Here is a 25,814-nt window from a genome sequence, read left to right as displayed (position 1 = left end):
CGCTCGCGAAAAGCGGGGCATCTAAGATTTCTTCTTTGCTCGTTGTGAGAGAGTAGTCCAGGCGGCGGCATACGCACGGTGGAGAAAGACTTGCGCGTGGCCCCAAAAAACTCCCCAATCTTTATAGTTGCACAATCCACGCAATGGGTTTATATTGTATGAGGAGTCAATGATTGATACCTCAATCATTATTTAAACACCAGAACCTATCAGAAAAAGGAGCACGTCCTATATGCAAACTACAGAAACTTACCAAAAAACAAACGATTTTAACGACATCATCAATAACCGTCGTTCGATCAAACAATACGATCCATCGGTGAAAATCAGTCGCGAAGAAATGAGCCAAATTATTGAGCAAGCATCAACAGCGCCATCTTCGATTAACATGCAACCTTGGCGTTTCATTGTCATCGATACCGAAGAAGGAAAAGAAAAAATCGCACCTCTTGCTTCATTCAACTTAGAAAAAGTAATGAGTGCGTCTGCTGTCATCGCAATTTTTGCAGATCTTAAAAACATCGAATACGGTGAAGAAATTTACGGAAAAGCGGTAGAACTTGGTTATATGCCTGCAGATGTTATGCGTGCGCAGCTTGATTATTTCAAACCGGCTTATGAAAATGCATCGTACGATCAAATGAAAGACATCATTATGTTGGATACTGGCCTTGTATCGATGCAATTGATGCTTGTCGCTCGCGCTCACGGATACGGCACAAACCCAATTGGCGGTTATGATAAAGAAAACATCGCAGAAGTGTTAGACTTAGATAAAGATCGTTATGTACCGGTAATGTTACTGACAATCGGGAAAGCATTAAATGATGGCTTCCAGTCATACCGTTTGCCTGTTGAAACAACTACACAATGGAAATAAAAAATGGTCAATGAAAAGCGAAGACGCTATCAATTGACCCTATCACAAAAGAGGAGGTCAATTGATGGCATGTTCATTTTCAAAACAAGAGCAAGTCTTGCAGTTGTTTAAAGGATTGACTAACCAAATCAGTCCGAAATTTGAACGCTGTACAGGCATCAGTGCATCGCGCTATGAATTGCTTTACCAGCTATATAACACAGACGAAATCAATCAATCGACGCTTCAAAAAGCCGTCAATATTGATAGCGCCGCTGTTACGCGCCACTTAAAGCAACTCGAGTCAGACGGCATGGTCACACGAAAAAGAAGTCCTGCCGACAACCGCGTTATTTTCGTCAGCTTAACAACAGAAGGGCGCGAAAAAATTATCGGCTATCGCCAAGAAAATATGGGCTTTGTTAATCAAATGCTACATGATTTCACACCAGAAGAAATTGAACACCTGTCCGACATGCTAAGCCGTATGCAAAATAATATAAGCGAATACTAAAGCATCGCCAAATAAAAATTAGAGGATGAATATAAATGATAATTATTCACGCAAACTTACAAGTACAACCAGCTCAAGAACAAGCATTTTTAGCAGCAGCTAAAGCCGTAATCGAAGGATCGCGTCAAGAAACAGGCAACATCAGCTATGACTTAAAAAAATCCACTGACCAAGAGCAACATTACACTATGGTCGAAGTGTGGAAAGACGCTGAAGCAGTCCAAGCGCATAACACAAGCGAACATTTCCAAGCATTCGTTCAACAAGCACCAGCATTTATGGCCGCACCAATGGACTTAAACGTTTATAGCGCAGAAACTGTAGAAATGTAATAGCAATAGTTCTGAAGAGTGGCTTTTAGCCACTCTTTTTTTATTCAAATTAAAAACTGATTATTGGTAGTTTTTATCCAAATGATATATAGTTAACTAAATATTAAGTTTTTGATATAAAATCGGTTGAAAGGATGACAGACGATGATTATTAATTACTCACATTTAGCGGTAAAACCGGATCATGAAGAGGAATTTTTAGAAGCATGTAAGCCTGTTCTCCAAGCTGCCAGAGCGAACAAAGGCAACATTAGTTACGATTTGATGAAAGTATTCGGAGAAGACAACCTCTACAAAGTAGTTGGGTTTTGGAAAGACGCAGAAGTTTACGATGCACATATTGCAAGCGATTATATAACAGAGTATGTTGAAAAGTCATCCAACTTTTTAAGTGCGCCCATAACGAAGAAAGTGATACGTGGTGAAAATCGGTAACCGATAGTAAAGTCGATATATGTACAAACTTATCGAAAAAAGCAACTCCGGTTGCTTTTTTCCATTTTTACACCAGATAGTCACTAGTCATTTAAGTAAACTCGACATATAATAAGCTAAGAGAATCTACTGGAATTTCATGTCAGTAAAGAAGATTGAAGGGACGAACATTTTGAAACTAAAGTACATACCGGCCATCTTCTGGGGGCTGTGCATTTTATTAGCCACCAACAACTACAACTTCCAAGCCTTGCTATTCGCACAAGAAATAAACTTCAATATTCGCGTATTCCCCAATTTATCCGATCTCTTCATTATGAATGACATTCATTTGAACAGTAAAGTTTACGTATTTCAAAAAACAGGTCATGCTATGTCTTTCGGGATTCTTTTTTTAATTATAGAAAAAACGATAAACAATAAAAACAAAGCGATCATTTTATGTAGCCTTTTTGCATTCTTCACGGAATTCCTTCAGCTGTTTTTCCAAAGAAGCGGAAGAATCTCTGATGTTGTGATTGATATTGGTGGTATTTATTTGGCTTATCGATTGAGTGTTTATGTGAAAGAACAAGGCGGAATCACACAAACTTTTTGGAAAACGATTCAGAAACTAGCTGGTGTATTCGCGGACGAAAAAACTCGATAAACATTCCATAGCAAATTGACGTTTCTTCTATTCAATAGAAGAAACGTTTTTTGATTCCCAAACTCTGTGAATCGGAGTCGTTTAATTTGATGCTTTATCATTTTATAGGAGGAAAGAGAAAAACGCTCTCCCAGTAGCTAACCCCCTGCTTATAATCTAATCTTCAGCCACTTCCCAAAATAAACTTGTTTTACCCCCTAAATTTGTATTGCGCCCTATAATTTTCCACTATATAATAAATCAACCACATTTACATGAGGCAATGGGAGAGGCGGGAACGATCAGGGATGAAAGCAAACGAAATACAAACAGCGCAACAAGTTGTAAACGCAATTCGTGAGTTATGGACTGCACGTTCAGTTCGAGGAGTACGGAAATTTATAGGGGAATTACACACCGAAGAAGATTTTTTGCGTTTGATGAAATTAACCGATCAAGCCGATTTATATACATACAGCCATGTACTTGCAACACAAGCGCATAAACGCTTTGGCACGTTGCGCACATTTACGTGGCAATGCGCAAGATTACTTGAGACAGGTCGCAGCTTGGAAGCAGAAGAGCAAATGGTGGGCAGGTTGCATGACATTGATTCTGGTAATGATTCAATAGAAGAACTAGCTGCAGCACATCAATTATTATTGCGCGTTTTTGCGCAGTTAAACCGTTTGCCAGAAGCAAAAACACAACTGGAACAGTATAAAGCGCAAAAAGGATTTGTTTGGCCAGATCTTGAAGGTTTTTATTTTATTCATAGTGGGGAGTGGCAACAAGCAGAAAGCGTGCTAGCAGGTGCAATGAGTGATGAGGTGACTGAACGGAGTCAACAAGTACGCATGTTGTATGCAGATGTATTGGCAATGACAGGCAGACAAGCGGAGTCTCTCGTTGTTCTTGAAAAGGGACAAGAGTTAGAGCCCGACTCGTGGACATACCGTGCAGACATGATCCGGACTTTGTTTTTCCTTGGTCATTACGAAAAAGCACTCGCTAGAATGACTCGCTATAATCAAGAAAACCCGTACCACGTGCATCATAAAGCATGGGTGCATGTAGCGGCCGAATGCTTGTATAAGCTAGAGCGATGGGAAGAGTTGCAGGCGTGGGTCAGCAGTCATCACAAGCTGTTAGAAAAAACCGTTTACGGCAAAGGAGAAATAGATCAAGATGCCAAGCGCCAAGAAATCAAGTTAACGCCGAATGTTCAAAAGCTCAATTATTGTGTGCCGGCATCGTTAGCATTGATGCTTGAAGCATACGGCATGAAAAAAGGGCAAGACGAAATCGCAGAACATGTTTTTGACGTCACGGGATCGGATCTGCAGACAACGATGGCTTATATGGAATCGCTCGGATTTACAGCACGTTATTTTAAAGGGCAACTCGATTTATACAAGCAACTTATTGATGCGGGAATTCCAGTACTTCTTAGTATGATGATTGAAAACAATGCACATGTGCAAGTTGTTATTGGCTATGACGACCGTTTGCAAGCATTAATCATTCAAGATCCGAATGATTTAGGGCCGTTCCTATTGTCATATGAAGACGTCGCAAATACTTATAAACTAACGGATTCTTTAAGTATGGTGTTTTTATTGCCAGAACAACATTCGTTTTCGAGCAACCTTGATCCTAAGGAACATCTTTATTTTTCTCAGTTGTTTGAAATTTGGGCTGCTGAAGAAAAAGAGGGAGAAAAAGATCGTTCGATTGATTTTCTGGAAGCTCATCCAGAGGAACGTTACGGTGCCATGATCGGACTGGTTACGCGATTTTCAGAAAGAGCAAGTGCTCTTCATTCGACTTGGTTAGAAAAGCTCCATACAGACCTCGGGAAAGATGATGCTGAAGTTGCGCTGTTAGCAGCGCACATGCATTACCGAAAAGAAGAAACCGAACAAGCTTTAATCTGTTTAGGTGGTGTTAAAGAAAAGAACAGTCCATATGCGTTGTTTTTAAAAGCGGCTATTTTGATGAGCCAAAGTGAACATGAAAAAGCGGTCCCACTGTTAAAGCGTTCGATTGAACTGGATCATTATCAACCAATGGCGTATAGTCATTTGGCGCGTTGCTATTTGGAAATTGACAAAACGGTTCAAGCATTTAAATGGTCAAGTATTGCGCTTGAGCAAGAACCGACAGATGTATTTGCGCGAATTACGCATAGTTTGATTCAATTTGAATCGGGTGCTTATGAACAAGCGTTAGCACGTTTCCGTGAACTGGCTCAAGAACATCCTGAAGACGGCTATTTTATTTATGAAATGGGTCGCTGTTTACTAGCGCTTGGTCAAGAAGAAAATGCGATTGCGTCGTTTGAACAAGCTAAAAAAATTGATTTTAAAGAGCCATATGCGTACATACGCATTGCAGAAATCTATATGGAAAAAGAAGATTGGCCGTTAGCAAATACTGTAATCCGTGAAGGAATTGAACGTTGCGAAAAAACCGATGTGCTGCATTTGTATTTGGGACATATCGCCATGGAGCAGGAGCAGTATGCGGAAGCGGAAGTGGAATACCGTAAATCACTCGCGCTAGATGCGGCAGATTTATACACAGTCACACATATTGCGCACGTATTGTTAAAACAAAAAAAACACGATGAAATGAATAAGCTCATTATGCAATACGCTGAAACTGGCGACACGTTTTATTTTAACCGAACCGCTGCGATGCTTTGGCAAGAATCAGAAGACGACAAAGGGAAAACGCTAGCGCTCGATTTGTTAGAAGCTGGCATGGAACGTGAATCGCTTCATTTTCATGAAATTGCCGTGCAATATGCAGGGTTTGGTGAAGCTCCACAATTCCGTAGCCGTTTATTCGATCGGTTCAAACGTTTCCGCGAAACTGCTGCAGATCCAGAATTATTGTGTTACGAAGGTGGTTTGTATGAGCTAGAAGACCATCAGCGTTTTGCAAAAACACTATACGAGCAAGCGGTAGAAGCGAACGGATTTTATTTGGCGTATTATCATTTGGGTCGCCTTGCAGAAAGTACCGGCAATTGGGATAAAGCACTCGAACATTACAAGAAGAGCGTGAAGGCAGACTCGAGTTTCACGGCAGCTCATGAAGGGTTGATGCGTAGTTATACAGCGTTAGAAGATAAGGATCGTGCTTTTAAAGCCGCTTTACACGTCTTAAAAAATGAACCATTGTCGCTCGATTTGCAAGAATTGTTTGAGCTAGTCGATAGTGAAGAAAAACAACTAGCAATTGCGCAAGTGCTTGACAGGGTGTCTGCACAAGTACTTGAAGAGTGGCTATTGTCCGCAAAAGCGCAATTAGCAGAGAAAAAAGGCAACGTAGCAGAAGCTGAGACTTTATTGCTTCAAGCACAAGCGTTGAACGGGGCACTTCCTTCTCGTTATCAACATATGCAATTTTGGATGCGACAAGGAGATATCAAACGAGCGCTTGTTTTGGTAGAAGAACTGATTGAAGAGCATCCAGAAGAAGAGGGCTTTTACCCAGAATATGTTCAGTTATTAGCAGAACTGCGCAAAACCGGTGAGATTCAAAGACGTTTGAAAAAACGACTTAAAGGCGAAAATTTAGCGATAGCTGAAACTTATAGCGCTGATCAATTGGTAGTTTTGTTGGATGCAGAAGAAGAGGAATCCACAAATTTCTTCGGTAAATTACGTGACAAATCACGCCGTTTTTTACTCGTTTCGAATATTATCGAACTGTATACAGATGCTGCGAAAAAATACAAAGACAGCGAAATACCAGTCCTGCACCTTGCAGAATTCTTTATGGAGCGTGACGGAGCAGACGATGCAGCAGAAGTACTTGAACCTTTAGTTAAACGGACGGGCAATTTTGATGCGGCGAAATTACTGTTGCAAGCAACATTCCAAGAAGCTAATAACAAGCAGTCTCATAAGCTACTAGGCAAAGCCAAAAAACAAGCACAAGAACTTTCTAAGCAACAACCGACTGATATTGATCTGGTCTTGTGGCAAGGGGATATGGCCGCGATCGAAGAAGATATCGACCAGGCACAGGCGTTTTACGAAAAAGCAATCAGACTGAATCCGTATCGTAGCGATAGTTATGTACGATTGATGCATTTGCTTGCTGATCACCGGAAAACACCACCAGAGCAATTCGAAAGTCGTTTGCCTGATGAGCTTCGACTGAACGAATGGATTTGTTTAACGCTTGCCATTATGGCTATCAATACTGGGGACAGTGTCTCGGCAATGACACGATTACGTGAGTTGCAAGACGCGGCTCCGGAATATTTACCGGCGGATTACGAGCTAGCACGGGCAGCAATGATAGCAAACCAACCTACTCAAGCAAAGAAATTGCTAACGGAGCTATTTGAAAAAGAAGGCGGCGAAGTATTCATCGAGGCCGCGGTGGAAGAAGAATTATTTGAACAGGTTTTAGAAGAAGTATTGGCTGTGGGAGTTTAATAAAGTATACAAGAAACGTCATCTTTTTTTAGATGGCGTTTTTTTGACTTTATAAGTATTTACTGTGTGCGATTTCCAATAAAAGCTTGAAAGCTGTTAACGTGTCCTGCATACTATAATAGGGATATCGTCTTATATACTAGGTATAAATCAAGGAGTTGCAGAAAATGAAATCTATCATGAAAATAATTGGTATAACAATAGGGGTATTGGCATTACTAGCTGTGGGAGGCTACTATATGTTCACTCAGAATTCCTCGAAAGGGGAAGAAATAACCAAAGTAGCCGAAGTACTCAAGAAAAAAGCTGAACAAACAGTTTCAGCAGAAAAAGTAGAAAGCGAAGATCTCGAGATGACTGAAGTTGATGTGCAAATTCATATGCATCGAATGACACATCAAAAAATTACTGCAAGTGAAAAGAAAGGTGCAGTCGAAATGACACCTGAGAACATCGATGGTTTACTAACAATCGTCAACACTTATGCGGGTCATTACAAGCATACCGATTTTTATTTAAAGGCATTAAACAAATGGAAAGAAGGCGACTTTTCTAATGCTGTCTATGTACACAACACCATTTGGGACTGGCATGGCGGTACAGTGGGAAGAGCTACGGGCTTTATGACGCCAGAGCAGGAGCAAGAATTTGTGGAGCGAAAGTTTAGGTAACTTTAAGTAATGAATGAAGACAGTACTCGAAGAGAATTCGGGTACTGTTTTTTGTATGTATAAACATATAGATGTAACTTTCACAAGAGCCGACTTTATTTCTAAGATTAGAACTAATAAATGTAAACCTATTTACATTTATAGTCTTTGCTATTACATGACAATATTCTTATAATATAGGTAGAAGATGTAAAAATAGGGAGGTGTCACTATGAAGTTGAATATAGAACAACGACGTATTGTTGAATTAGAACCTTCGGGACCAATGCTAGTAAAAGGTGTGGCGGGTTCAGGAAAGACGACTGTTGCTATTCGGAGAATTCATTTTTTGCTGGATCATTATTGTCATGAGGAAAATGATAAAGTTTTGTTGGTTACTTATAATAAAACTTTACTTCATTATATAAAACATCAGTATGAGCGTATGGCGGAAAAGGAACTGCAAGAAGCAGAACGCTTTTTTTCTTCGGATGCTGAAGTCGAAATTACCACCATCGACAGCATGATGTTCAAAGAATTTAGACGTTATCAAAAGCGTATCGGGAAAAGGCTTGAGATTTCCCCAGCGGACAAGACCTATAAAGTGATGATACAAGCTATCCACGAAGTGAAGAAATCTTACCCAGACGTTAAATTGCTGTTGCCAAAGAACAGTAAATTTCTATTAGACGAAGTGGAATGGATTTATTCGTGTGCGATGACAGATTTAGAAACGTATCAATCTGTAGATCGCATCGGACGTGCATCAGGAAATAGCGGAACTCCACAAAAGTTACTGAAAAATTCACAAACCCGTGAGGCTATTTATGCAGTCATGACTCTATTTCGTAAATTACTCGAAAAAGCTGGACTAACTACTTTTAAGCTTATGAACCTCTATGCGTTGGAAGAGTTACGTTTGAGTGATGCTGGGCGATATACACATATTCTTATTGATGAAAGCCAAGATTTAACACGTGTTCAATTGGAATTTTTAAAAGAATTATACAAAGAAAAAGAATACTCATCGTTGATGTTTGTAGCTGATAATACTCAAAGTATTTATCCTCAGTCTTGGCTTGGAAAAGGTCGTCCCTTTACAACGATTGGTTATGACATGAGCGGGAAATCACGCACATTAAGTAAGAATTATCGAACGACCACTGAGATTTCTACTGCTGCATTTCAATTGATTGAAGCAGATGACAGTATTCAGTCAAATGTCGATTTTGTTAAACCAGCGTTAATTGATCGTCATGGTCATCCACCTATATATCGCTTTTTCTTAACACCTCAACAACAAATTAAGTTTCTTGCAGAAGAAATTTCAATGTTGAAGAACGACTATCGATTATCTGAAATGTGTATCGTTGCTCGTGGAAACCGAAATATTGAAAGTGCCGCGGCCGATTTAGAAAAGGCCGGAATCGCTTGTGAAATTTTGCAAAGTAACGATCCTGATTTTGAATCGGATAAAGTAAAGCTAGTGACTATGCATTCGATTAAAGGCTTGGAGTTTAAGGTTATCTTCCTTATAGATTTAAACAGTGGGTTGATTCCGCAAGAACTATACGCAGATGCAGAAGATCAGAAAACAGTCGAATCCGACGAGCGTAAACTACTCTATGTTGGCATGACACGCGCAAACGAATTATTGTATATGTCCTCAGTAAAAAAGCCGTCTAGCTTTGTGAAAGAAATCAATCGAAATTATTTAAGAATGAAAAAGGAGGCATCTCTTCGACCGTTCGAGTCGATTAGTATGACCGAGTACCGTTTGGCAGATCGTTTAGTGGATGTTCATGCTAAAGAAGAGGTTACGCGCCAATGGTTGATTCGCGAGCTTCACGAAACCTATGGCTATCCATACGAATTGATGGAGTTGGAATTTCCGGTTCAGCAGTTTTCGAAAAAAGGTTATTGTGATATCGCAGTACAAGTTTATACCGGCGAAGAAGCAAGGCCTTATATCATCGCGGAAGTAAAACGTTTCGGTAGTGGGATCGAGGATGCCATGATACAACTGAAAAGCTATATGGAAGCGGATAGTCGTATTTTTTATGGTATTGCGACGGATGGGCTAGAGGTCAAAATTATCGACCGCAAAGGAGAAGAAGTACAAGACTTACCAAAATGCCGCGCGCAGTTTTTACCAAATACAAAAAATCGACGCCTTTACAAAAACCTCAAAAGCGGTAGACAATACGATTATGCCGAAGACCAAGATACGATTGGTCAAATTGAAGTAAGAGAAGCGGGTCAAGAAGTATTGATCCAAGTTCACGAGACAGTAGCAGTTCCGTTGATTGGCAATGTGGCTGCAGGAATTCCGGTTTTGGCAACCGAGTCATACGAAACGTTCCATACGTTGCCGCGTGAATGGGTGGTGTCTCCGTCCGAAACGTTTTCTTTAACGGTTACTGGTGATAGCATGATTGGTGCAGGTATTAATAAAGGCGACGTTGTAATTGTTCACCAACAAAACAATGCATCAAATGGCGATATTGTTATAGCGGTAATTGATGGCGAAGCAACGATGAAAAAATACATGCCAATGGGCAGCGATATAATTTTGATGTCGGAAAATCCAAGCTATGAACCGATTGTTATGCGAAGCGAAGATGTTTTCATCAATGGAAGAGTTATTGGTGTGTTAAAGCAATAAAAAAAGTCGATCCCATTAGAGGATCGACTTTTTTCGTTCATTAACGTCTAACTGCGCCAACATTGTTGTACTCAGGTACCACAAAACGGTCAACGTAGAGGTGAAAGAACCATTCGCTCACTGCGATAATTACAGCTGCAGCAAGTGCAGGTGTTACCATTTCGATATTTTGTCCCGTCAGTAACCAACCAATCAGCCAAATAACTAGGAAAGCCATGACAAAATCGATAAAGGTGGCGATACCGTTGCGCGTTGATTGGTTCTCAGGGCTACTGGCGTTTAGGAAAATCATGATGTCGCCAAGTGAATAAGACAACGCAGTCAACGCCAAGCTAATCAATAAAGTGGTTACGAATGAAACGTTAAAGATTAAGGTCAGCACTAGAACCAAGACAAAGGTCACAATGACAAATTTAATGCCAAGCGCAAGAAGATGTCTCAAGTTGCTTCTCCTCCTTTCAATACGTATGATTAATAATTCTTCTTAATCATACGTTAAACCGCCACTTTATTCATTAAAGTGGCGGTAAAAAATTATTAACGTACATTCATATCATTCGGGTGAGGTCCGTTGCGGCGCTCTTTGTTTAACGCATTGATTGCTTCCATTTCCTCATTCGTTAGCTCAAAGTCAAACACATCAAAGTTTTCTTCAATGCGCGATGGGGTAACCGATTTCGGAATCGCGATGGTGTTGTTTTGCAAATGCCAACGCAACACGACTTGAGCAGGAGACTTTTCTTTCGACTCTGCAATTTTGTTAACGGTTGGATCTTTCAACACGTCGCCACCTTGTTCAAGTGGGCTCCAAGCTTCTAGGTAAATATCGTGTTTGGCACAAAATTCCTTCAAGTCTTTTTGAGCCAAGTAGGGATGGCATTCTACTTGGTTCAACACCGGTGGAACATCACATTCGTCCAATAACCGCTGCAAATGCTCGATTTCAAAATTACAAACGCCAATCGCTTTCACGCGACCATCTTTGTACAACTTTTCTAATGCTTTATACGTTTCAACATAAGTATCAAACTCCGGAGTCGGCCAATGAATCAAATACAAATCCACGTAATCAAGTCCAAGACGGTTTAGGCTTTCATCAAATGCACGTAAAGTACTGTCATAACCCTGGTCTGAGTTCCAAAGTTTCGTCGTAATAAATAAATCTTCGCGCGGAATTTTCGTATCACTTAACGCACGGCCAACGCCAATTTCGTTTGTGTAAATCATCGCCGTATCAATCGAAGTGTAACCGGTCTCTAACGCTTTCGCGACAACCTTCGTTGCTTCATCATTTTCAACTTGCCACACACCAAAGCCCAATTGCGGCATTTTTAATCCATTATTTAATGTAATAAAATCCATTTTGCATAGCCCCTTTTTATGTATAGTCATTTCAACTATTAGTTTACCCTAAGTTTACTGAAAATAAGAACTCTTTTGACTTGAAGGGGCTAGATCTTAAGCGGAAAGCGCGGTTTCGCGATTTCCTGGTCTTGAGTATTCAGAGGTTTTGATCTTTGTGAGTGGGATAATCTGGTAATACTATCCGAATTTTGTGGAATACTGTCCAAATCGGGATGAATACTGTCGGAATCCACTCAAATACTGTCCAATTCAAAAAAATACTGTCCGGAGCGGAAAGCGCGCTCTTGCGCTTTCCTGGTCTTGGGTATTAAAAGGTTTTGATCTGTGTGAGTGGAAAAATCTGGAGATACTGTCCGAATCCACTCGAATACTGTCCAAATCACGAAAATACTGTCCGCGACCCAACCCCCAACCCCCAACCCCAATATGCCCAAACCCGTGCGCCACAAACACAGCGCACCCAAACCAGCTCACAAAATAATGATTATTCTCCAACACAAGGGGTAAACTAAAACAATAAAACTCTTGGAGGGATGCCAAATGACAAACAACTCACAAGGTAAGAACACCGAACGTCAAAAAGAAGAAAACGATTCAACAGTAGATAAAATGGTTGAGCAAATTAGTGAAGTATTGGGTGGTAGTGATGAAGGATGGGAATCTCCGACAGAAGCTAAGGCCCATGAAACCGCTGATGAGGGCACAGACTACGTTCCAACTGAAGACAAAGTAGTGCGTGATCCGGAAACCGGCGAAAAGAAACTTATGAAAGATAAATAAGCTTAACTCAAAAGAAAACTCATTCCATACCTAGGAATGAGTTTTCTTTGTTCAGTTATGATAAACTTTTATTGAAGTTAATAATTAGAATATTTAATTTTTAGAATGAAAATATGACCAAGTAAGACCAAAACTCAACCACTTAAAGGGGCTGGCTCAAATGGTCGAAAAAATGGAAAAGATACAACAAGCCGCTTTGCAGCGGTATTTAAAATTTGATAAAGAACATAAAGCAGAGAAATATACAGCGGCTACAGAAGAAAAAATGATGACGCGGTCGAGTATTATCAATCACCACGATAATTTGGCGATCGAACGAATTATCAACAAAAGTGATTTGTTTCCGATTGCGCATTTGCAGGCGGGGCTTGATGTCAGCCAAGCAGTTTGTCGCATTTCAATTCGTGGAAAAAATGGGCAACTTGAAGGTTACGGCACCGGATTTCTTGTAGGTCCCAATTTATTGCTCACGAATAATCATGTACTAGAAACAACTGAAGCCGCGATGTATGCGGTGGCTGAGTTTAATTATGAAGACGATGTACATTTCAAGCCGCGTGACATCATTAGTTTCCGCTTAGACCCGGAGCTGTTATTTATGACCGATGAAGCCCTCGATTTCACCTTAGTCGCAATAGAGCCTCATAATGCGAATGCAGTACCGCTCGCGACTTTTGGTTATTTGCCGCTCTTGCCAAAGCCCGGGAAAATTTTGGAGGGTGAATATGTTACCATCATCCAACATCCTAAAGGTGGACCAAAAGCCATTACCATTCGGGAAAACGAAATCAAATTTATCTCTTCTGATTATGTTCATTATGTTAGTGATACCGAGCCGGGTTCCTCAGGTTCACCTGTTTTCAATGATCAATGGATGGTCGTTTCCCTACATCATGCCGGTGTGCCAGATCCGACTGATCCTAATAAATGGATTGCTAATGAAGGCATTCGCATTAGCTCAATCATTCAGCATCTTAGTGAAAAACGCAGTAGCTTAGAAACAGAACAAGCACGCAAAATGCTCGATTATTTACTGTCGGTTGTAATGCCCGGATCAACAACAGCACCGATGGAAGTAGGGGTATTGGACGCGGATTGGTATGCAGAAGCAACAGGATATAACGATAAATTTTTAGGCAAAGAATTTATTGTGCCATTGCCACAGCTAGATACTGAAATGAAAAAAGATGTAGCGGCAACTAATGAAGGAAAAGAGGTGCTCGACTACACTCATTTTTCAGTCGCAATGAGTAAGTCGCGTCGTCTTGCTTTTTTCACGGCAGTAAACATAGATGGCGATCAACTGGTGGATGTTAAACGGAAAAACGACCGTTGGTATTTTGATCCGCGGATTGATAAAGCCTACCAACTGGGCAATGAGTTTTACAAGTCGAATGATATTGACCGCGGTCATCTCGTGCGACGTCGTGATCCCAACTGGGGCATTGATGCGGTAAAAGCCAATGAGCATACATTCCATTTCACCAATAGTTCGCCGCAGCATAAAAACTTCAATCAAAAAGTGTGGCTCGACTTAGAAGATTATTTGCTTGATAACGCACGCGAATACGATATGAAAGTTTCGATATTCACAGGACCGGTTTTTCGAGACACTGACCGGAATTACCGAGATGCGCAAATTCCAAATCAGTTTTGGAAAGTCGCGGTCATGGTAAAAGACGGGACGGAATTGTCAGCGACCGCTTATTTGCAAACACAAGAAAACTTGATTGAAGGCGACTTAGAATTTGTTTACGGTCAGTTTGAAACTTATCAAGTGCCAGTCACAAAAATAGAAGAGCTAACCGGTCTTGATTTTGGTGAATTAAGACAAGCTGATCCATTAGCAGAAGGGCAAGTTACGCGAGTTAAAAAGGCAGGAGATATATCCATATGACAATGATTTTAGAACTTGAAGGTGTTACACGTAGAAGAGACGACAAAATGTTACTAGACGGCGTCGATTGGCAAGTTCGAAAAGGAGAGCATTGGGTATTGTACGGCTTGAACGGAGCGGGAAAAACCTCGTTGCTCAGTTTGATCAATGCTTACTTTTTCCCGACAACAGGAAAGGTAACGGTACTCGGCATGGAGTTTGGCAAAACATATTTAGCGGAGAAGCTACGAAGCCAAATTGGTTTTGTGTCGTCATCAATTCAGCAAAAACTGCCGCCGCAGGACAATGCATATGAAGTGGTATTGAGCGGAGCTTATGCTTCTCTCGGTTTGCATCAAGAAACTACTGAAGAAATTGATCAAAAAGGCGTTGAGATTCTTCGCGAACTTGGTTGTCTTGAATACGCCAATCGGAACTACCATACTTTGTCGCAAGGCGAAAAACAACGCGTGTTAATAGGACGCGCATTAATGGCAGACCCGGCATTACTCATTCTGGATGAACCCACATCAGGACTCGACTTTATTGCCCGCGAAGAACTGCTTGAATCGATTGCCATTATAGCTGAAAAGCCAGGCGGACCAACAATTATTTATGTCACGCATCATATTGAAGAAATTTTGCCCGAGTTTAATAAAACCTTGTTGCTAAAAGATGGAAAAGTTTTTGCGGCTGGGGATACAGAAAAATTAATCAACAGCGAGCAGCTTTCTAAGTTTTTCGGCATGCCAGTAACAATTGTTTGGAATAATGAGCGACCATTGTTGTCGAAAAAAGCTCTGTAATGTGAACAAAATGAAATTCTCTCTTCAAAGACGCTACCAAATGAGGTAGCGTTTTTTAATATATATGTTAAAAAAGTTTTCACAATTATCTGTATAATTAGTCAATAGAATGGTAAAATGAATACAGATTCCGAAATAACTAGATAAATAGAGTGGATTACTGGAAGAATTTTCATTAAAAAAGAGGTTTTCTAAGGGATAGAAGAGTACGGAGTCTTTATTGCCAGATATTTACTTATTGCCAGAATTGAGGCAGTTTTTCGGAACGAAAGAGCAAGATGGTAAAGTGCATCTTTTTGAAAAAACAATGAATTGGGCCGTATTTATTATCAATTTATCGTTTGTCCAACTCCAGTACAGGTAGAGGGAAAACGATATTATGATATTATCACACCTTATGGTTTTAGCGACCCACATCCTGTCGGGTAATAGTCCCATCATATACGAGCTTTGCCGCTTGGCAGTAGAGCATGGCCAGAAGGAAGTTCAACTTGGGGGTGCTCCCAATGAGAATCTCTACTGCTTTAAGCGAAACTTCACAAAAGATGAACCGCTCGAACTGTTAATGGGGAAAAAAATTCATAATCAGCAAGCTTCTGCTCAATTGGTCGAAGCAAAGCGTCAAAACGACGGCATTAAAATGCCGGGATATTTCCTATTATACCGAGGGTAATTTGCGAGGCACGATTTAATGGCGATAAGGTGAGGAGAATTATGATGGGATTCAGAAATCGTTGCTTGAGATACGGAAGGCAGCATAAATACAGGTAACCAAAATGTACGTGGTGGAAGGGGGATCCAATATGAAAGAAATAGGTGGATATTTTGGTTTAGAAGAATTGATTCGAAAAGAGTTTTACGGTGATTTACTTGCCCTTAATAGCGGCAGTAACGCATTGTTGTATTTATTAAAAGCACGTCAAATTAAAAAAATTCACATTCCTTATTATTTATGTGACTGTATCAGTATATTGCTAGATAATCATGGATACCAATACGAATACTATTATGTAGATTCACAGTTCCATCCAATTTTTGACAAGCAGTTAAAGCAAGGTGAGTACTTATATGTCGTAAATTTATATGGCCAAATTACGGAAGAAAAAACACGAGCGTTAAAAGAGCGATACAACCAGTTGATTTTAGATCATAGCCAAGCATTCTTTCAAGAACCAGTTGAAGACGTGGATACTATTTATTCTTGTCGCAAGTTTTTTGGGGTTCCAGACGGAGCGTATTTAACGACCGATGCCGTCCTCTCTGAAGAACTCGAGCAAGATGTTTCAAAAGATCGTATGGTGCATGTACTTGGTCGTGCGGAAGGAAATGCTAGTGATTATTATAGCGATTTTATTGCTATTAACGATAGTCTTTCTGAGGTGCCTCTCCGAACTATGTCGAAATTGACAAGCAATATAATGGGTGCAGTAGATTACGAGCGCGCACGCCAAATACGCAATGAAAATTATGCTTTTTTAAATGAGCAGCTTGCTGCAGAAAATCCTTTGCCAGTAACAATTCCAGACGGAGCTTTTGCATATCCATTGTTGGTAGAAGACGGGACAAATATCCGCAAAAAATTAGCTGAAGAAAAAATTTATATTCCGCTATTATGGCCAAACGTTCTCAAAGATTGCCCAGAAAATAGCATTGAATATCAATACGCTGCCAATATTTTGCCATTGCCTTGTGATCAGCGCTATACCATTGAAGATATGGCTTACTTAGTGAAAATGCTAAAAAAAGAGCAAATAGTATTAAATCCGTAAACTTAATTATCACCCTTCCCACAACCAATCAGGTTTTGGGAATTTTTTATTTCATTAATTTGTGCAAGATTCTTTGTGGCGACAATAAAATAATAATACATCTATGAGCTTGTATTATATTTATTTTAGATCCATATTACAAAGTACTTATAATGCTTCCGAAATATGGTATGATTCAGAGTAGGTCAGCTTTTCGGAAGAGGCGTGCGAAGACAATTAGTGAATGTTGTGCGGTCACTGTTCTAGGACATGCCTATTATATGCGGACCAGGCGTTACATTATTTCATTACTTGGAGGTTTTATTATTCACACGATAGGATTTGTAATTAGTCATAAAAACAATGAAAAAAGAAGAGCGCTTTTGCCAAAGGATATGCCGAATATCAAAAACATTGAACAATTGTTTTTTGAAGTGGGCTATGGCGAAGCACTTGGTTATGCAGATGCAGAATATGAAGTGTCTGGTGCACAATTCGTGTCGCGCGATGAAGTGTTGAAATGTGATGCAATTGTTGATGTAAAGTTAGGCAACGCAGATTATTTCGATCAATTGACACCTGGTAAATTATTGATCGGGTGGGCTCACGCAGTTCAAGATATCGCATTTACTGATTCGGTTCTTGCAGGTGATCATACTGTCGTAGCTTGGGAAGAAATGTTCGAAGATGGTCGTTATATCTTTTACCGCAACCGTGAAGTTGCTGGTGAAGCTGCCGTTTTACAAGCGTATCAATATACTGGAAAAATGCCGTATGAAACAAAAGTGGCGGTTCTTGGAAACGGTCACACTACAAAAGGTGTACTTCGTATTCTTCACGGCCTAGGTGCAGATGTGGATGTTTACGGACGTAAATTAGAGTCGTTATTCATGAAAAATATGCATAATTACGATGTACTTGTAAACTGTGTGATGTGGGATACGACCCGAACAGACCGCATCATCTACAAAGAAGATTTAAAACGCTTGAAAAAAGGCGCGATGATTATAGATGTAAGTTGTGACCCGAACATGGAAATTGAGACGTCACGTCCATCAACAATCGATGATCCTGTTTATACAGTAGATGGCATTATCCATTACACTGTAGACAACACGCCTGCAATGTTCCCGCACACGGTGACTAAAGTTTTAAGCGAAGGATTTTCGCCAATGGTTGATCATTTTGTAGAAGGCAATTGGACGGACATGATTCGTAATTCTGTAGTCATCGAGAACGGTCATATCCTTGATCATCACATTAAAGAGTTTAGAGAAGCAAGAAATCTATTAGTAAAGTAAATACCAAAAGCGTCTCTCGATCAATTGATCGAGAGACGCTTTTTTTATGGTTTAATCAATTCTGAAGTCAAATAAGTTTTAAATTGTTCTGCCAGGTAAGCTTGACCTTTAATGTTTGGAAGCAATTTGTTTTGCATCAAATCTAGTTGAGAAATGTTTCTGGAATGTACATCGGCTGCCATCACTTGATAAAAATCAAATAAATAAACCTCGTCTTGTTCAGCCAGTTTACGACTAGCATTCATATATGGTCCCATAATCATGTTTTCTTCAGGGGAAGTCGTTGGATTGGGCGTGCGAATTAGCACTTCGCTATCAGCTGAAGCAACGATTGTATCGACAATTGCTTGATAATTGGTCGTGTACTCTTTTACTGGAATTTTCCAAGCACCTAATGCATCATTTAAACCGGCTGAAATTACGACTAAATCAGGTTTGTGACGAATCACATCTTTTTCGATTCGTTCTTTCATATGAGCAGTGGTATTGGCATTCATGCCGGCATTAATCGTTGTTACTTGATCAGGATAGTCTTCATCAAACCAATCCTCTAGCAGAGCGATATGATTTAAACTACCATCAGGTAGCGAATCGGCAGATGTTACATAGTCTCCCAAAAATACGATTTTCACAGGCTTACCAGATTTCAGCTTTTCTGAAAAACTACCACTTAAGGTTTGCGATTCGGCTTTTTGAGTAAGAAAGGTATTTTCTTCTCCTAATTGAATGTTGTTTAAGTTTCGTTCTCCTGAAACGACAATAAATATGAGGGCGATTATTAATAGATAGATCAATTTTTTTAACATCTTAATACCCACCTTTCCATTCTTCATTAATTCAATATTACCACAAAACAAACTTAAATTAGTTGAAATTTCAGAATACTTATAGGTATTAAGCTTCTAATTCATTAGAAGAGCCTATCTTGTAGTTTGAAACCTATCAACAGATAGGTAATATAGTAACTATAACCGCTTTAAATACGAAGGAGGCGATTAAATGGATAAAATAGGTAAGCAAATAAAAAACTTGAGAGAAGAGCGACAAGTGAGTACAGATGAGCTAGCGGCAGAATTAGGAATTGCCAAGTCGGTAATTTGGGGTTATGAAAGTGGCAAAAAGCAAGTGAGCGTATCTCATTTAAAATTGCTGGCGGATTATTTTAACGTTACTGTAGACTTTTTATTAGAACGCAATCAACACGCAAACATACTTGACTCTATACAACTAGCAGATTTAAATTCGGTTAATTTCGTAGTAGATGATCATCCTTTAAGCGGAGAAGAGTTGGAAGAGATGAAATCTTACTTACAAGTTAAACGCCGTTTAAGAGAAGATGGTATGCTACAAGAAGAACAAAGGGCAGAATAAGTAAAGAAGTTTTTATAAACTATTCTTGTAATAGAGTAACAACTGGACCGCTAATAATGAATGGTCCGGTTGTTTTGTTTGATGACTTTGTTTTACAAGAATTTTAAAGCTTAGATATGTTTTACGCTTGGAGGAGATTTTTTGTCAGTCGGACTCGTGACCATCTTATTGTGCATTGGTTATTTAGTGTTTACCATCGATAAAAAACAAGAAAATTTCCCAGTACCGGTCGTACTCGTGTTAATTGGTATCGGTTTATCTTTTATCCCATACTTTACAGGCATAACGGTTACAGAGACCTTAATTTATGATGTTTTTTTACCGGGCTTACTATTTGTTTCTGCGTATCAATTTTCAGCAAAAGCTTTACGAAAAAATGCGGGCATTATTGGACTACTGAGTACTATTGGGCTCGGTCTAACGGTTGTCCTTGTAGGGCTGACTGTTTATTGGATAGGGGGTTGGTTTTTTTCGATTTCTCTTGCAGGTGCTTTTGTTGTCGCAGCAATTTTGGCACCGACCGATCCAGCTTCTGTTGTAGCGATTTTAAAAAAATCTTCACCTGATCAAAACATAGCAGACATTGTGGACGGAGAATCGATGATTAATGACGGAACGAGCATTGTGTTGTTTAGTGTATTATCAGCGATTTATTTACAATCCGAATCGCTCGATGTATTTGCTGCATTAGGTGAGTTTCTTTATGTTTCTTTAGGCGGCGCGATTCTTGGTATTGCTGTCGGTTGGCTTTTAAGTAAAGCAGTTCACTTTACACACCATAAAGACTATCAAGTCATGCTCAGTATTGTCCTCGCTTACGGCGTATTTCAACTGGCTGAGAGTGTCGGGTTTTCAGGTGTTCTCGCAACTGTTTTTGCAGGGGTCATGTTGTCGTGGGAGTTTTCTCATACCAATAAAGAAGATCATTACCGCGAGTCATTATCGGGGTTTTGGAGTGTTGTCGAACCTTCATTGCTAGCATTACTCTTTTTATTAATTGGCATCGAAGCGACAAAATACTTGTCACTGGAAAATTGGCTGCTGGCAGCATTGATATTGTTTGCGAGTATTGCCGTTCGATTCGTTGTAGTAGGAAGTAGTTTTAAATTATTAGCAGGAAAGAAACATCATGCAATTTGGAAAAAAGCATTGCTCATTTCATGGTCGGGTATTCGAGGTTCTATGTCTGTGTTTTTACTATTGCAACTTGGAGCAATGGCCGGTGGTGATGCGGCGAGTGAACTCATTGCGCTCAGCTTTTCTGTAGTGATATTGTCATTAATCATTCAAAGTCTTGGCATTCATCCTTTAGCGAAATTACTAGAGAGCAAATAAATAGCCCATACCAGAAGTAAAACTTCTAGGTATGGGCTATTTACATTAAATTTTCATATACAGTTCCTTAATTTTTTCAGGCAATAAGGGTTTTTGGAAATAATAGCCTTGCGCTTGATGACAGCGCTTTGCTTTTAAATATGTCAGTTGCTCGATCGTTTCTACACCTTCTGCGATGACGTTTAAACCTAAATTACGCGCCATTTGAATGATGGTATCGACTAATGCTGCATCTTTTGGATCTTTGTTAATATTGCGCGTGAAATACTGATCAATTTTCAAGCTATCAATTGGGAATAGCTTTAAATAGCTTAAAGATGAATACCCCGTACCAAAATCATCTATCGATAAATGGATGCCCATTGCTTTTAAATCCTGCATTTTAGAAATAGCAGACGTAGCTCCTTGAATCATGCTTTCGGTTAATTCGAGTTCAAGATACTCAGGTGCTAAATTGGCGTCTTCTAAAGCGGAAGTAATGACTTCTGAAATATTACCTTGCGAAAATTGTTTCGCTGAAATGTTAACGGCAACTCGGAAATGTTCAACGCCAGCGTCTTGCCAATCTTTCGTTTGTTGGCAAGCGGTGCGAAGAACAAACTCGCCGATATGCAAAATCATGCCATTTTCTTCTGCAATTGGAATAAATTCACCAGGCGATATCGGTCCTAGTTTGGCATGATTCCATCGAACCAATGCTTCTACGCCAATAATTTTTTCTGTTTCAATATCGATTTGTGGCTGATAGTGAACCGAGAATTCACCAAGCTCTAAGCCTTTACGAATACTAATGGCGATTTTAGATTTGCGAGAAATAAGGTCATTCATTTCAGAAGTGAAAAACTGGAAATTGTTTTTCCCTTCTTCTTTTACACGATACATCGCAATATCAGCATTTTTAATCAAAGTTTCAGAATCGGTACCATCTGTGGGGAACAAGCTGGCACCGATTGACGGTGTAATAAACACTTCTTCGTTTTTTAGTAAAAAAGCATGATTAAGCACGTCTAAAATATTTCGAGCAAGAGCTTCTGCTTTTGTGTAATTGCTATTTGGTAGCAACAATATAAATTCATCGCCACCGAGTCTTGCTAATGTATCCGCTTTATCCATACACGATATAATCCGCTGAGACACTTCTTTTAATAGCTGATCACCGGTTTGATGCCCATACATATCATTTACAAGCTTGAATTGATCAAGGTCTAAATACAAGACTGAGAGAACTGTATTGTTATTAATTGCTTGGTCAATTGTAGATTCGAGTCGATTATTATACAAACGACGATTTGGTAAACCTGTCAGCGAGTCCAAGTAAACTAAGTTACTAATTTTTTCTTCGTTATTTTTTCTGCTAGTAATGTCTCGGATAATAAAACTGTGATAATCGCCTCGCGGAGTTTCCCAATACCCTGTCGATAACTCAACTGGAAAATGGTTTCCGTCTTTTTTAAAACCTTTGAATTCACGAATTTTACCAACCATGGAAGCAAGCTCTTTCCGACAGGATGAAGGTTGAGCATCTGGTAAAATCGTCTGAACATGTTGGTTCATAATTTCGCTTTTTTGATAGCCGAAAAGTGTCTCAGCGCCGTAATTCCATTGTGTAATAATTCCTTTATCATTTGTTACAACAATACCGTCTGTCGCAGTTTCAATGAGAGAATCAAATTGACGATTGTATTCCTCGGCTAGTAATTTCACTTTATTGTCACCATACAAACTAAGTATTGCTACAAGTAAAATTAACACCATGATGATTCCTACTATGTACGCTACATAATGATTGTTAAGCGAATAAAATGTTGTTGAAATAGAGGAATTAGGCGTTTTAAACTGTACAGCAGCCATGCCAATATAGTGCATACTTGAAATAGCGATTGCTATAAGGATAGCTCCAGCTGTCTTCATCCAATAAAAGCCTTTATGATTTCTTACATTCAATAAAAAGTACATGATCAGAACTGAAGAAATGAGTGCAATTGTCGCAGAGATTCCCAATAGCGAGAAATTATACTGCATCATTGCTTGTGTCTGCATTGAGGTTATCCCGATATAATGCATGGCGATAAAGCCCGATGTTATAAGAATAGTTCCAACGAGTATTTGTACTTTACGAATTTGTACCTTACTTACGATAGAAAAAGCTAGCGCACTTGCAAACAAAGCTGGGAAAATTGACGTGATTACAAGTGGAAAACTATAAGTCACTGTTACTGGCGTATGAACAGCTAGCATGCCAATAAAGTGCATAGACCAAATACCAAGACCCATAACAAACGCGCCTAGTAAGATCCATTTAATCTTTGCTGTGCCAACTGCGTTAAACAAGGTGTGACTAATATTTAATGTTATAAAAGTAGAGCAAAAAACAACAATCATCGAAAGGACGATTAATCCAGAGTCATAGGATAATGGTAAAAAATTCAACTAGTTCGCACTTCCTTTGGATCATATAGAGTAAAATGATGCAGATTAATAAAAAAATATAACGAGAAAAAAATAACTAGGGACATTTGATGTATTTATTTTAACACATATGTAAATAGTTTTAACTATTTATAGGAAATTGTTAATAGTTATTTAGAATAAGTGGTATAAGCTTTTCCTTTGAGTCAATTTGAGAAGGTGATTTAATTCGTATTAGCTTTATAATAGGAAAATGTTATTATTAAACAATAGAAAGCTAATAAATAAGGATGAGAAGGTGAAAAGATGCGCGTGAAAAAAGCAATAATTCCTGCTGCAGGTCTTGGAACACGATTTCTTCCAGCAACAAAAGCTATGCCAAAAGAAATGTTGCCCATCGTTGATAAGCCGACAATCCAGTACATAGTTGAAGAAGCGATTGCTTCGGGTATTGAAGATATTATTATTGTTACCGGTAAAGGTAAACGTGCCATCGAAGATCATTTTGACCATGCTTTCGAATTAGAAGATAATTTGTTGAAAAAAGGAAAGACAGATATGCTAGATTCTGTCTTAGAAACTTCGAATGTGGAAATTCATTATATTCGTCAAAAAGAACCACTTGGTCTTGGGCATGCAATTTGGTCGGCGCGCCGCTTTATCGGTAATGAACCTTTTGCCGTCTTATTGGGCGATGATATTGTAGAAAACGAAGAGCCTTGCTTAGCACAATTAATGAAACAAAACGAGTCGACCGGTAAAAGTGTCATCGGCGTAAAACAAGTTCCAGAAGATGAGACCCATCGATATGGTATTATCAATCCGATTTCAATCGACGGAAAATTGATCAAAGTTGATAATTTTGTTGAGAAACCTTCACCAGGAACCGCACCTTCAAATTATGCGATCATGGGGCGTTACATTTTAACTCCTGAAATTTTTGAGTATCTTGGACAACATGAACTTGGTGCCGGTGGCGAAATTCAATTGACCGATGCTATCCAAAAACTCAATGAAGTTCAAGAAGTTTATGCTTACGAATTTGATGGACGCCGCTTTGATGTGGGTGAGAAATTTGGCTTTATTGAGACGACGATTGAATTTGCTTTAAAACGTCCTGAATTGCGAGAGCGTTTATTACAGTTGTTTGATGACAAGTTAAAAGAATCTTATATTGATAAAAATTAACGAAAAGCAGTGACCATTAATTTCTTGGTCACTGCTTTTTATTTGGATTCGATTAGTTGGATCAATTCCTGACCTGAATACATACCGTCAGCGGTAAATCGTTTTAATTTAAATAAAGATGAATTTCGGTCATTAGTCCCGCTATTTATGGTGAAAGCCATTTTGTAGCCTGCTTTTTTTGCTAAACGGATTGTATCATCCGTATATTCGCCATAGGGATAGCTAATTGCAATAACTTCGGTACCGACATTTTCTTCAATGGTATTTTTAGCTGTAAATAAATCCTTAAACGTACGTTCTTCAAACTCTTGCTGTGTTTCTAGTTTGTTTTCTTTAAACAATCGGGTTGTAATCAATCCTCGACTTTGATAGTGAGAGTCGGGTTTTTTAGAATGAGAATCCCACGTATGACTTTGAATGCTTATTGTTCCGACCATTTCTCTAGCTTGTTGCCAGGAGAACTTTTCGTATTCGCCAGGAGTAACTCCATTGGTTTCAAAAATACGACTAGCAATGACATAAACACTCGCTTTCATGTTCAGTTCTTTTAGTATGGGAAAAGCTATTGTGTAATTACTCATATAACCGTCGTCAAATGTAATTAATATTGGTTTTTCTGGTAGCTGTACATCGTTTTCTAGGTGAGCGAGCAATTGTTGTTCTGTAATCGTCGTGTAGCCAGATAACTTTAGAGCAAGCATTTGTTCTTTAAAACGGACAGGATCTACACTAATCGAGTCATTTCGACCTGGTATTAAAATATGATACATCAACACAGGAATATCTACAGCTTGATTGTCAGTTACTGCTGCTAACACTTTAGGTGGGCTGGTGGAATCTTCAATCCATCCCATTTTAAACCCGTAGTACTCTAAAATAAAACGCATCGGCGTACTCATAAGAATAGATGATGAAACTTCTGTGGTAGTTAGTAGTTCGGATTTGTCAAAATCACTATCTGCATAATTTGCTTCTGCTTTTGTTATCGAAAGTAGAACGCATATACTAATTAGAAACAACATACTTAAAACAAATTTGGAGCTTTTCATTTCTCGTTATTTTTTTGCATATGTACAACAAAACCTTTCTGTAAAA

General features: G+C 39.2%; 22 protein-coding genes. 17 read left to right on the top strand and 5 right to left on the bottom strand.

Annotated features, from left to right (window positions below; translation table 11 throughout):
• Positions 1-232 precede the first annotated feature (232 nt).
• The 8 genes from PLANO_RS11705 (at position 233) to lexA (ending at position 10,540) form a co-directional block, all read left to right on the top strand.
• Positions 233-880 (top strand): nitroreductase family protein, encoded by a 648-nt coding sequence (locus tag PLANO_RS11705; protein WP_038704627.1) that lies wholly within the window; start codon positions 233-235, stop codon positions 878-880.
• 64 nt (positions 881-944) lie between these two features.
• The gene (locus tag PLANO_RS11700) at positions 945-1,373 is read left to right on the top strand and encodes a MarR family winged helix-turn-helix transcriptional regulator (protein ID WP_038704626.1); all 429 of its coding nucleotides are present in this window, start codon (positions 945-947) and stop codon (positions 1,371-1,373) included.
• A gap of 35 nt (positions 1,374-1,408) precedes the next feature.
• The gene (locus PLANO_RS11695; RefSeq protein ID WP_038704625.1) at positions 1,409-1,705 is read left to right on the top strand and encodes a putative quinol monooxygenase; all 297 of its coding nucleotides are present in this window, start codon (positions 1,409-1,411) and stop codon (positions 1,703-1,705) included.
• A 144-nt stretch (positions 1,706-1,849) separates the two neighbouring features.
• Positions 1,850-2,140, top strand: a complete 291-nt coding sequence (locus tag PLANO_RS11690; protein WP_038704624.1) for a putative quinol monooxygenase — start codon at positions 1,850-1,852, stop codon at positions 2,138-2,140.
• A 172-nt stretch (positions 2,141-2,312) separates the two neighbouring features.
• The gene (locus tag PLANO_RS11685; protein WP_038705447.1) at positions 2,313-2,789 is read left to right on the top strand and encodes a VanZ family protein; all 477 of its coding nucleotides are present in this window, start codon (positions 2,313-2,315) and stop codon (positions 2,787-2,789) included.
• A 287-nt stretch (positions 2,790-3,076) separates the two neighbouring features.
• Entirely contained in the window at positions 3,077-7,225 is a 4,149-nt protein-coding gene (locus PLANO_RS11680; protein WP_038704623.1) for a tetratricopeptide repeat protein, read from the top strand.
• 167 nt (positions 7,226-7,392) lie between these two features.
• The gene (locus tag PLANO_RS11675; protein WP_038704622.1) at positions 7,393-7,896 is read left to right on the top strand and encodes a DUF6241 domain-containing protein; all 504 of its coding nucleotides are present in this window, start codon (positions 7,393-7,395) and stop codon (positions 7,894-7,896) included.
• A gap of 211 nt (positions 7,897-8,107) precedes the next feature.
• A complete protein-coding gene (gene lexA, locus PLANO_RS11670; protein WP_038704621.1) occupies positions 8,108-10,540 on the top strand; it encodes a transcriptional repressor LexA in 2,433 nt (810 codons plus the stop codon).
• 40 nt (positions 10,541-10,580) lie between these two features.
• Here lexA and PLANO_RS11665 read toward each other — a convergent pair whose 3' ends face one another.
• Both PLANO_RS11665 and PLANO_RS11660 read right to left on the bottom strand, forming a co-directional pair.
• Entirely contained in the window at positions 10,581-10,982 is a 402-nt protein-coding gene (locus PLANO_RS11665) for a DUF2512 family protein (protein WP_038704620.1), read from the bottom strand.
• 95 nt (positions 10,983-11,077) lie between these two features.
• On the bottom strand, positions 11,078-11,902 hold the full coding sequence (locus tag PLANO_RS11660) for an aldo/keto reductase (protein WP_038704619.1): 825 nt from the start codon (positions 11,900-11,902) through the stop codon (positions 11,078-11,080).
• A 543-nt stretch (positions 11,903-12,445) separates the two neighbouring features.
• Between PLANO_RS11660 and PLANO_RS11655 the strand changes: the two genes are divergently transcribed.
• The 6 genes from PLANO_RS11655 to PLANO_RS11630 all read left to right on the top strand — a co-directional run bounded on the left by PLANO_RS11655 (position 12,446) and on the right by PLANO_RS11630 (position 18,416).
• The gene (locus PLANO_RS11655; RefSeq protein ID WP_038704618.1) at positions 12,446-12,685 is read left to right on the top strand and encodes a hypothetical protein; all 240 of its coding nucleotides are present in this window, start codon (positions 12,446-12,448) and stop codon (positions 12,683-12,685) included.
• A 160-nt stretch (positions 12,686-12,845) separates the two neighbouring features.
• Complete coding sequence (locus PLANO_RS11650) at positions 12,846-14,582, top strand: DNA/RNA non-specific endonuclease (RefSeq protein ID WP_038704617.1); 1,737 nt, start codon at positions 12,846-12,848, stop codon at positions 14,580-14,582.
• Between the two features lie 2 nt (positions 14,583-14,584).
• Positions 14,585-15,367, top strand: coding sequence for an ABC transporter ATP-binding protein (locus PLANO_RS11645; RefSeq protein ID WP_038705446.1), 783 nt, complete (start codon positions 14,585-14,587; stop codon positions 15,365-15,367).
• A gap of 379 nt (positions 15,368-15,746) precedes the next feature.
• Positions 15,747-16,040 carry a hypothetical protein gene (locus PLANO_RS11640; RefSeq protein ID WP_038704616.1) on the top strand — a complete coding sequence of 98 codons (294 nt, stop codon included), beginning with the start codon at positions 15,747-15,749 and terminating at the stop codon, positions 16,038-16,040.
• 130 nt (positions 16,041-16,170) lie between these two features.
• Positions 16,171-17,136, top strand: coding sequence for a hypothetical protein (locus tag PLANO_RS11635; RefSeq protein ID WP_038704615.1), 966 nt, complete (start codon positions 16,171-16,173; stop codon positions 17,134-17,136).
• 260 nt (positions 17,137-17,396) lie between these two features.
• Complete coding sequence (locus PLANO_RS11630) at positions 17,397-18,416, top strand: N(5)-(carboxyethyl)ornithine synthase (protein ID WP_081976655.1); 1,020 nt, start codon at positions 17,397-17,399, stop codon at positions 18,414-18,416.
• Between the two features lie 44 nt (positions 18,417-18,460).
• Here PLANO_RS11630 and PLANO_RS11625 read toward each other — a convergent pair whose 3' ends face one another.
• Positions 18,461-19,222, bottom strand: coding sequence for an SGNH/GDSL hydrolase family protein (locus tag PLANO_RS11625; protein WP_038704613.1), 762 nt, complete (start codon positions 19,220-19,222; stop codon positions 18,461-18,463).
• 193 nt (positions 19,223-19,415) lie between these two features.
• Here PLANO_RS11625 and PLANO_RS11620 point away from each other — a divergent pair, with 193 nt between their 5' ends.
• The gene (locus PLANO_RS11620; RefSeq protein WP_038704612.1) at positions 19,416-19,787 is read left to right on the top strand and encodes a helix-turn-helix domain-containing protein; all 372 of its coding nucleotides are present in this window, start codon (positions 19,416-19,418) and stop codon (positions 19,785-19,787) included.
• 141 nt (positions 19,788-19,928) lie between these two features.
• On the top strand, positions 19,929-21,122 hold the full coding sequence (locus PLANO_RS11615) for a cation:proton antiporter (RefSeq protein ID WP_038704611.1): 1,194 nt from the start codon (positions 19,929-19,931) through the stop codon (positions 21,120-21,122).
• A 45-nt stretch (positions 21,123-21,167) separates the two neighbouring features.
• Here PLANO_RS11615 and PLANO_RS11610 read toward each other — a convergent pair whose 3' ends face one another.
• Positions 21,168-23,552 carry an EAL domain-containing protein gene (locus PLANO_RS11610; protein WP_331429108.1) on the bottom strand — a complete coding sequence of 795 codons (2,385 nt, stop codon included), beginning with the start codon at positions 23,550-23,552 and terminating at the stop codon, positions 21,168-21,170.
• Between the two features lie 285 nt (positions 23,553-23,837).
• Here PLANO_RS11610 and galU point away from each other — a divergent pair, with 285 nt between their 5' ends.
• Positions 23,838-24,719 carry a UTP--glucose-1-phosphate uridylyltransferase GalU gene (gene galU / locus PLANO_RS11605; RefSeq protein ID WP_038704610.1) on the top strand — a complete coding sequence of 294 codons (882 nt, stop codon included), beginning with the start codon at positions 23,838-23,840 and terminating at the stop codon, positions 24,717-24,719.
• Positions 24,720-24,757: 38 nt separating this feature from the next.
• Here galU and PLANO_RS11600 read toward each other — a convergent pair whose 3' ends face one another.
• The gene (locus PLANO_RS11600) at positions 24,758-25,606 is read right to left on the bottom strand and encodes a polysaccharide deacetylase family protein (RefSeq protein ID WP_231554721.1); all 849 of its coding nucleotides are present in this window, start codon (positions 25,604-25,606) and stop codon (positions 24,758-24,760) included.
• Between the last annotated feature and the right edge of the window lie 208 nt (positions 25,607-25,814).

The organism is Planococcus sp. PAMC 21323, assembly GCF_000785555.1.
Classification (GTDB): Bacteria; Bacillota; Bacilli; order Bacillales_A; family Planococcaceae; genus Planococcus.
The sequence above is the reverse complement of the archived record's forward strand: the minus strand, read 5'-3'. Positions and strand labels throughout refer to the sequence as shown.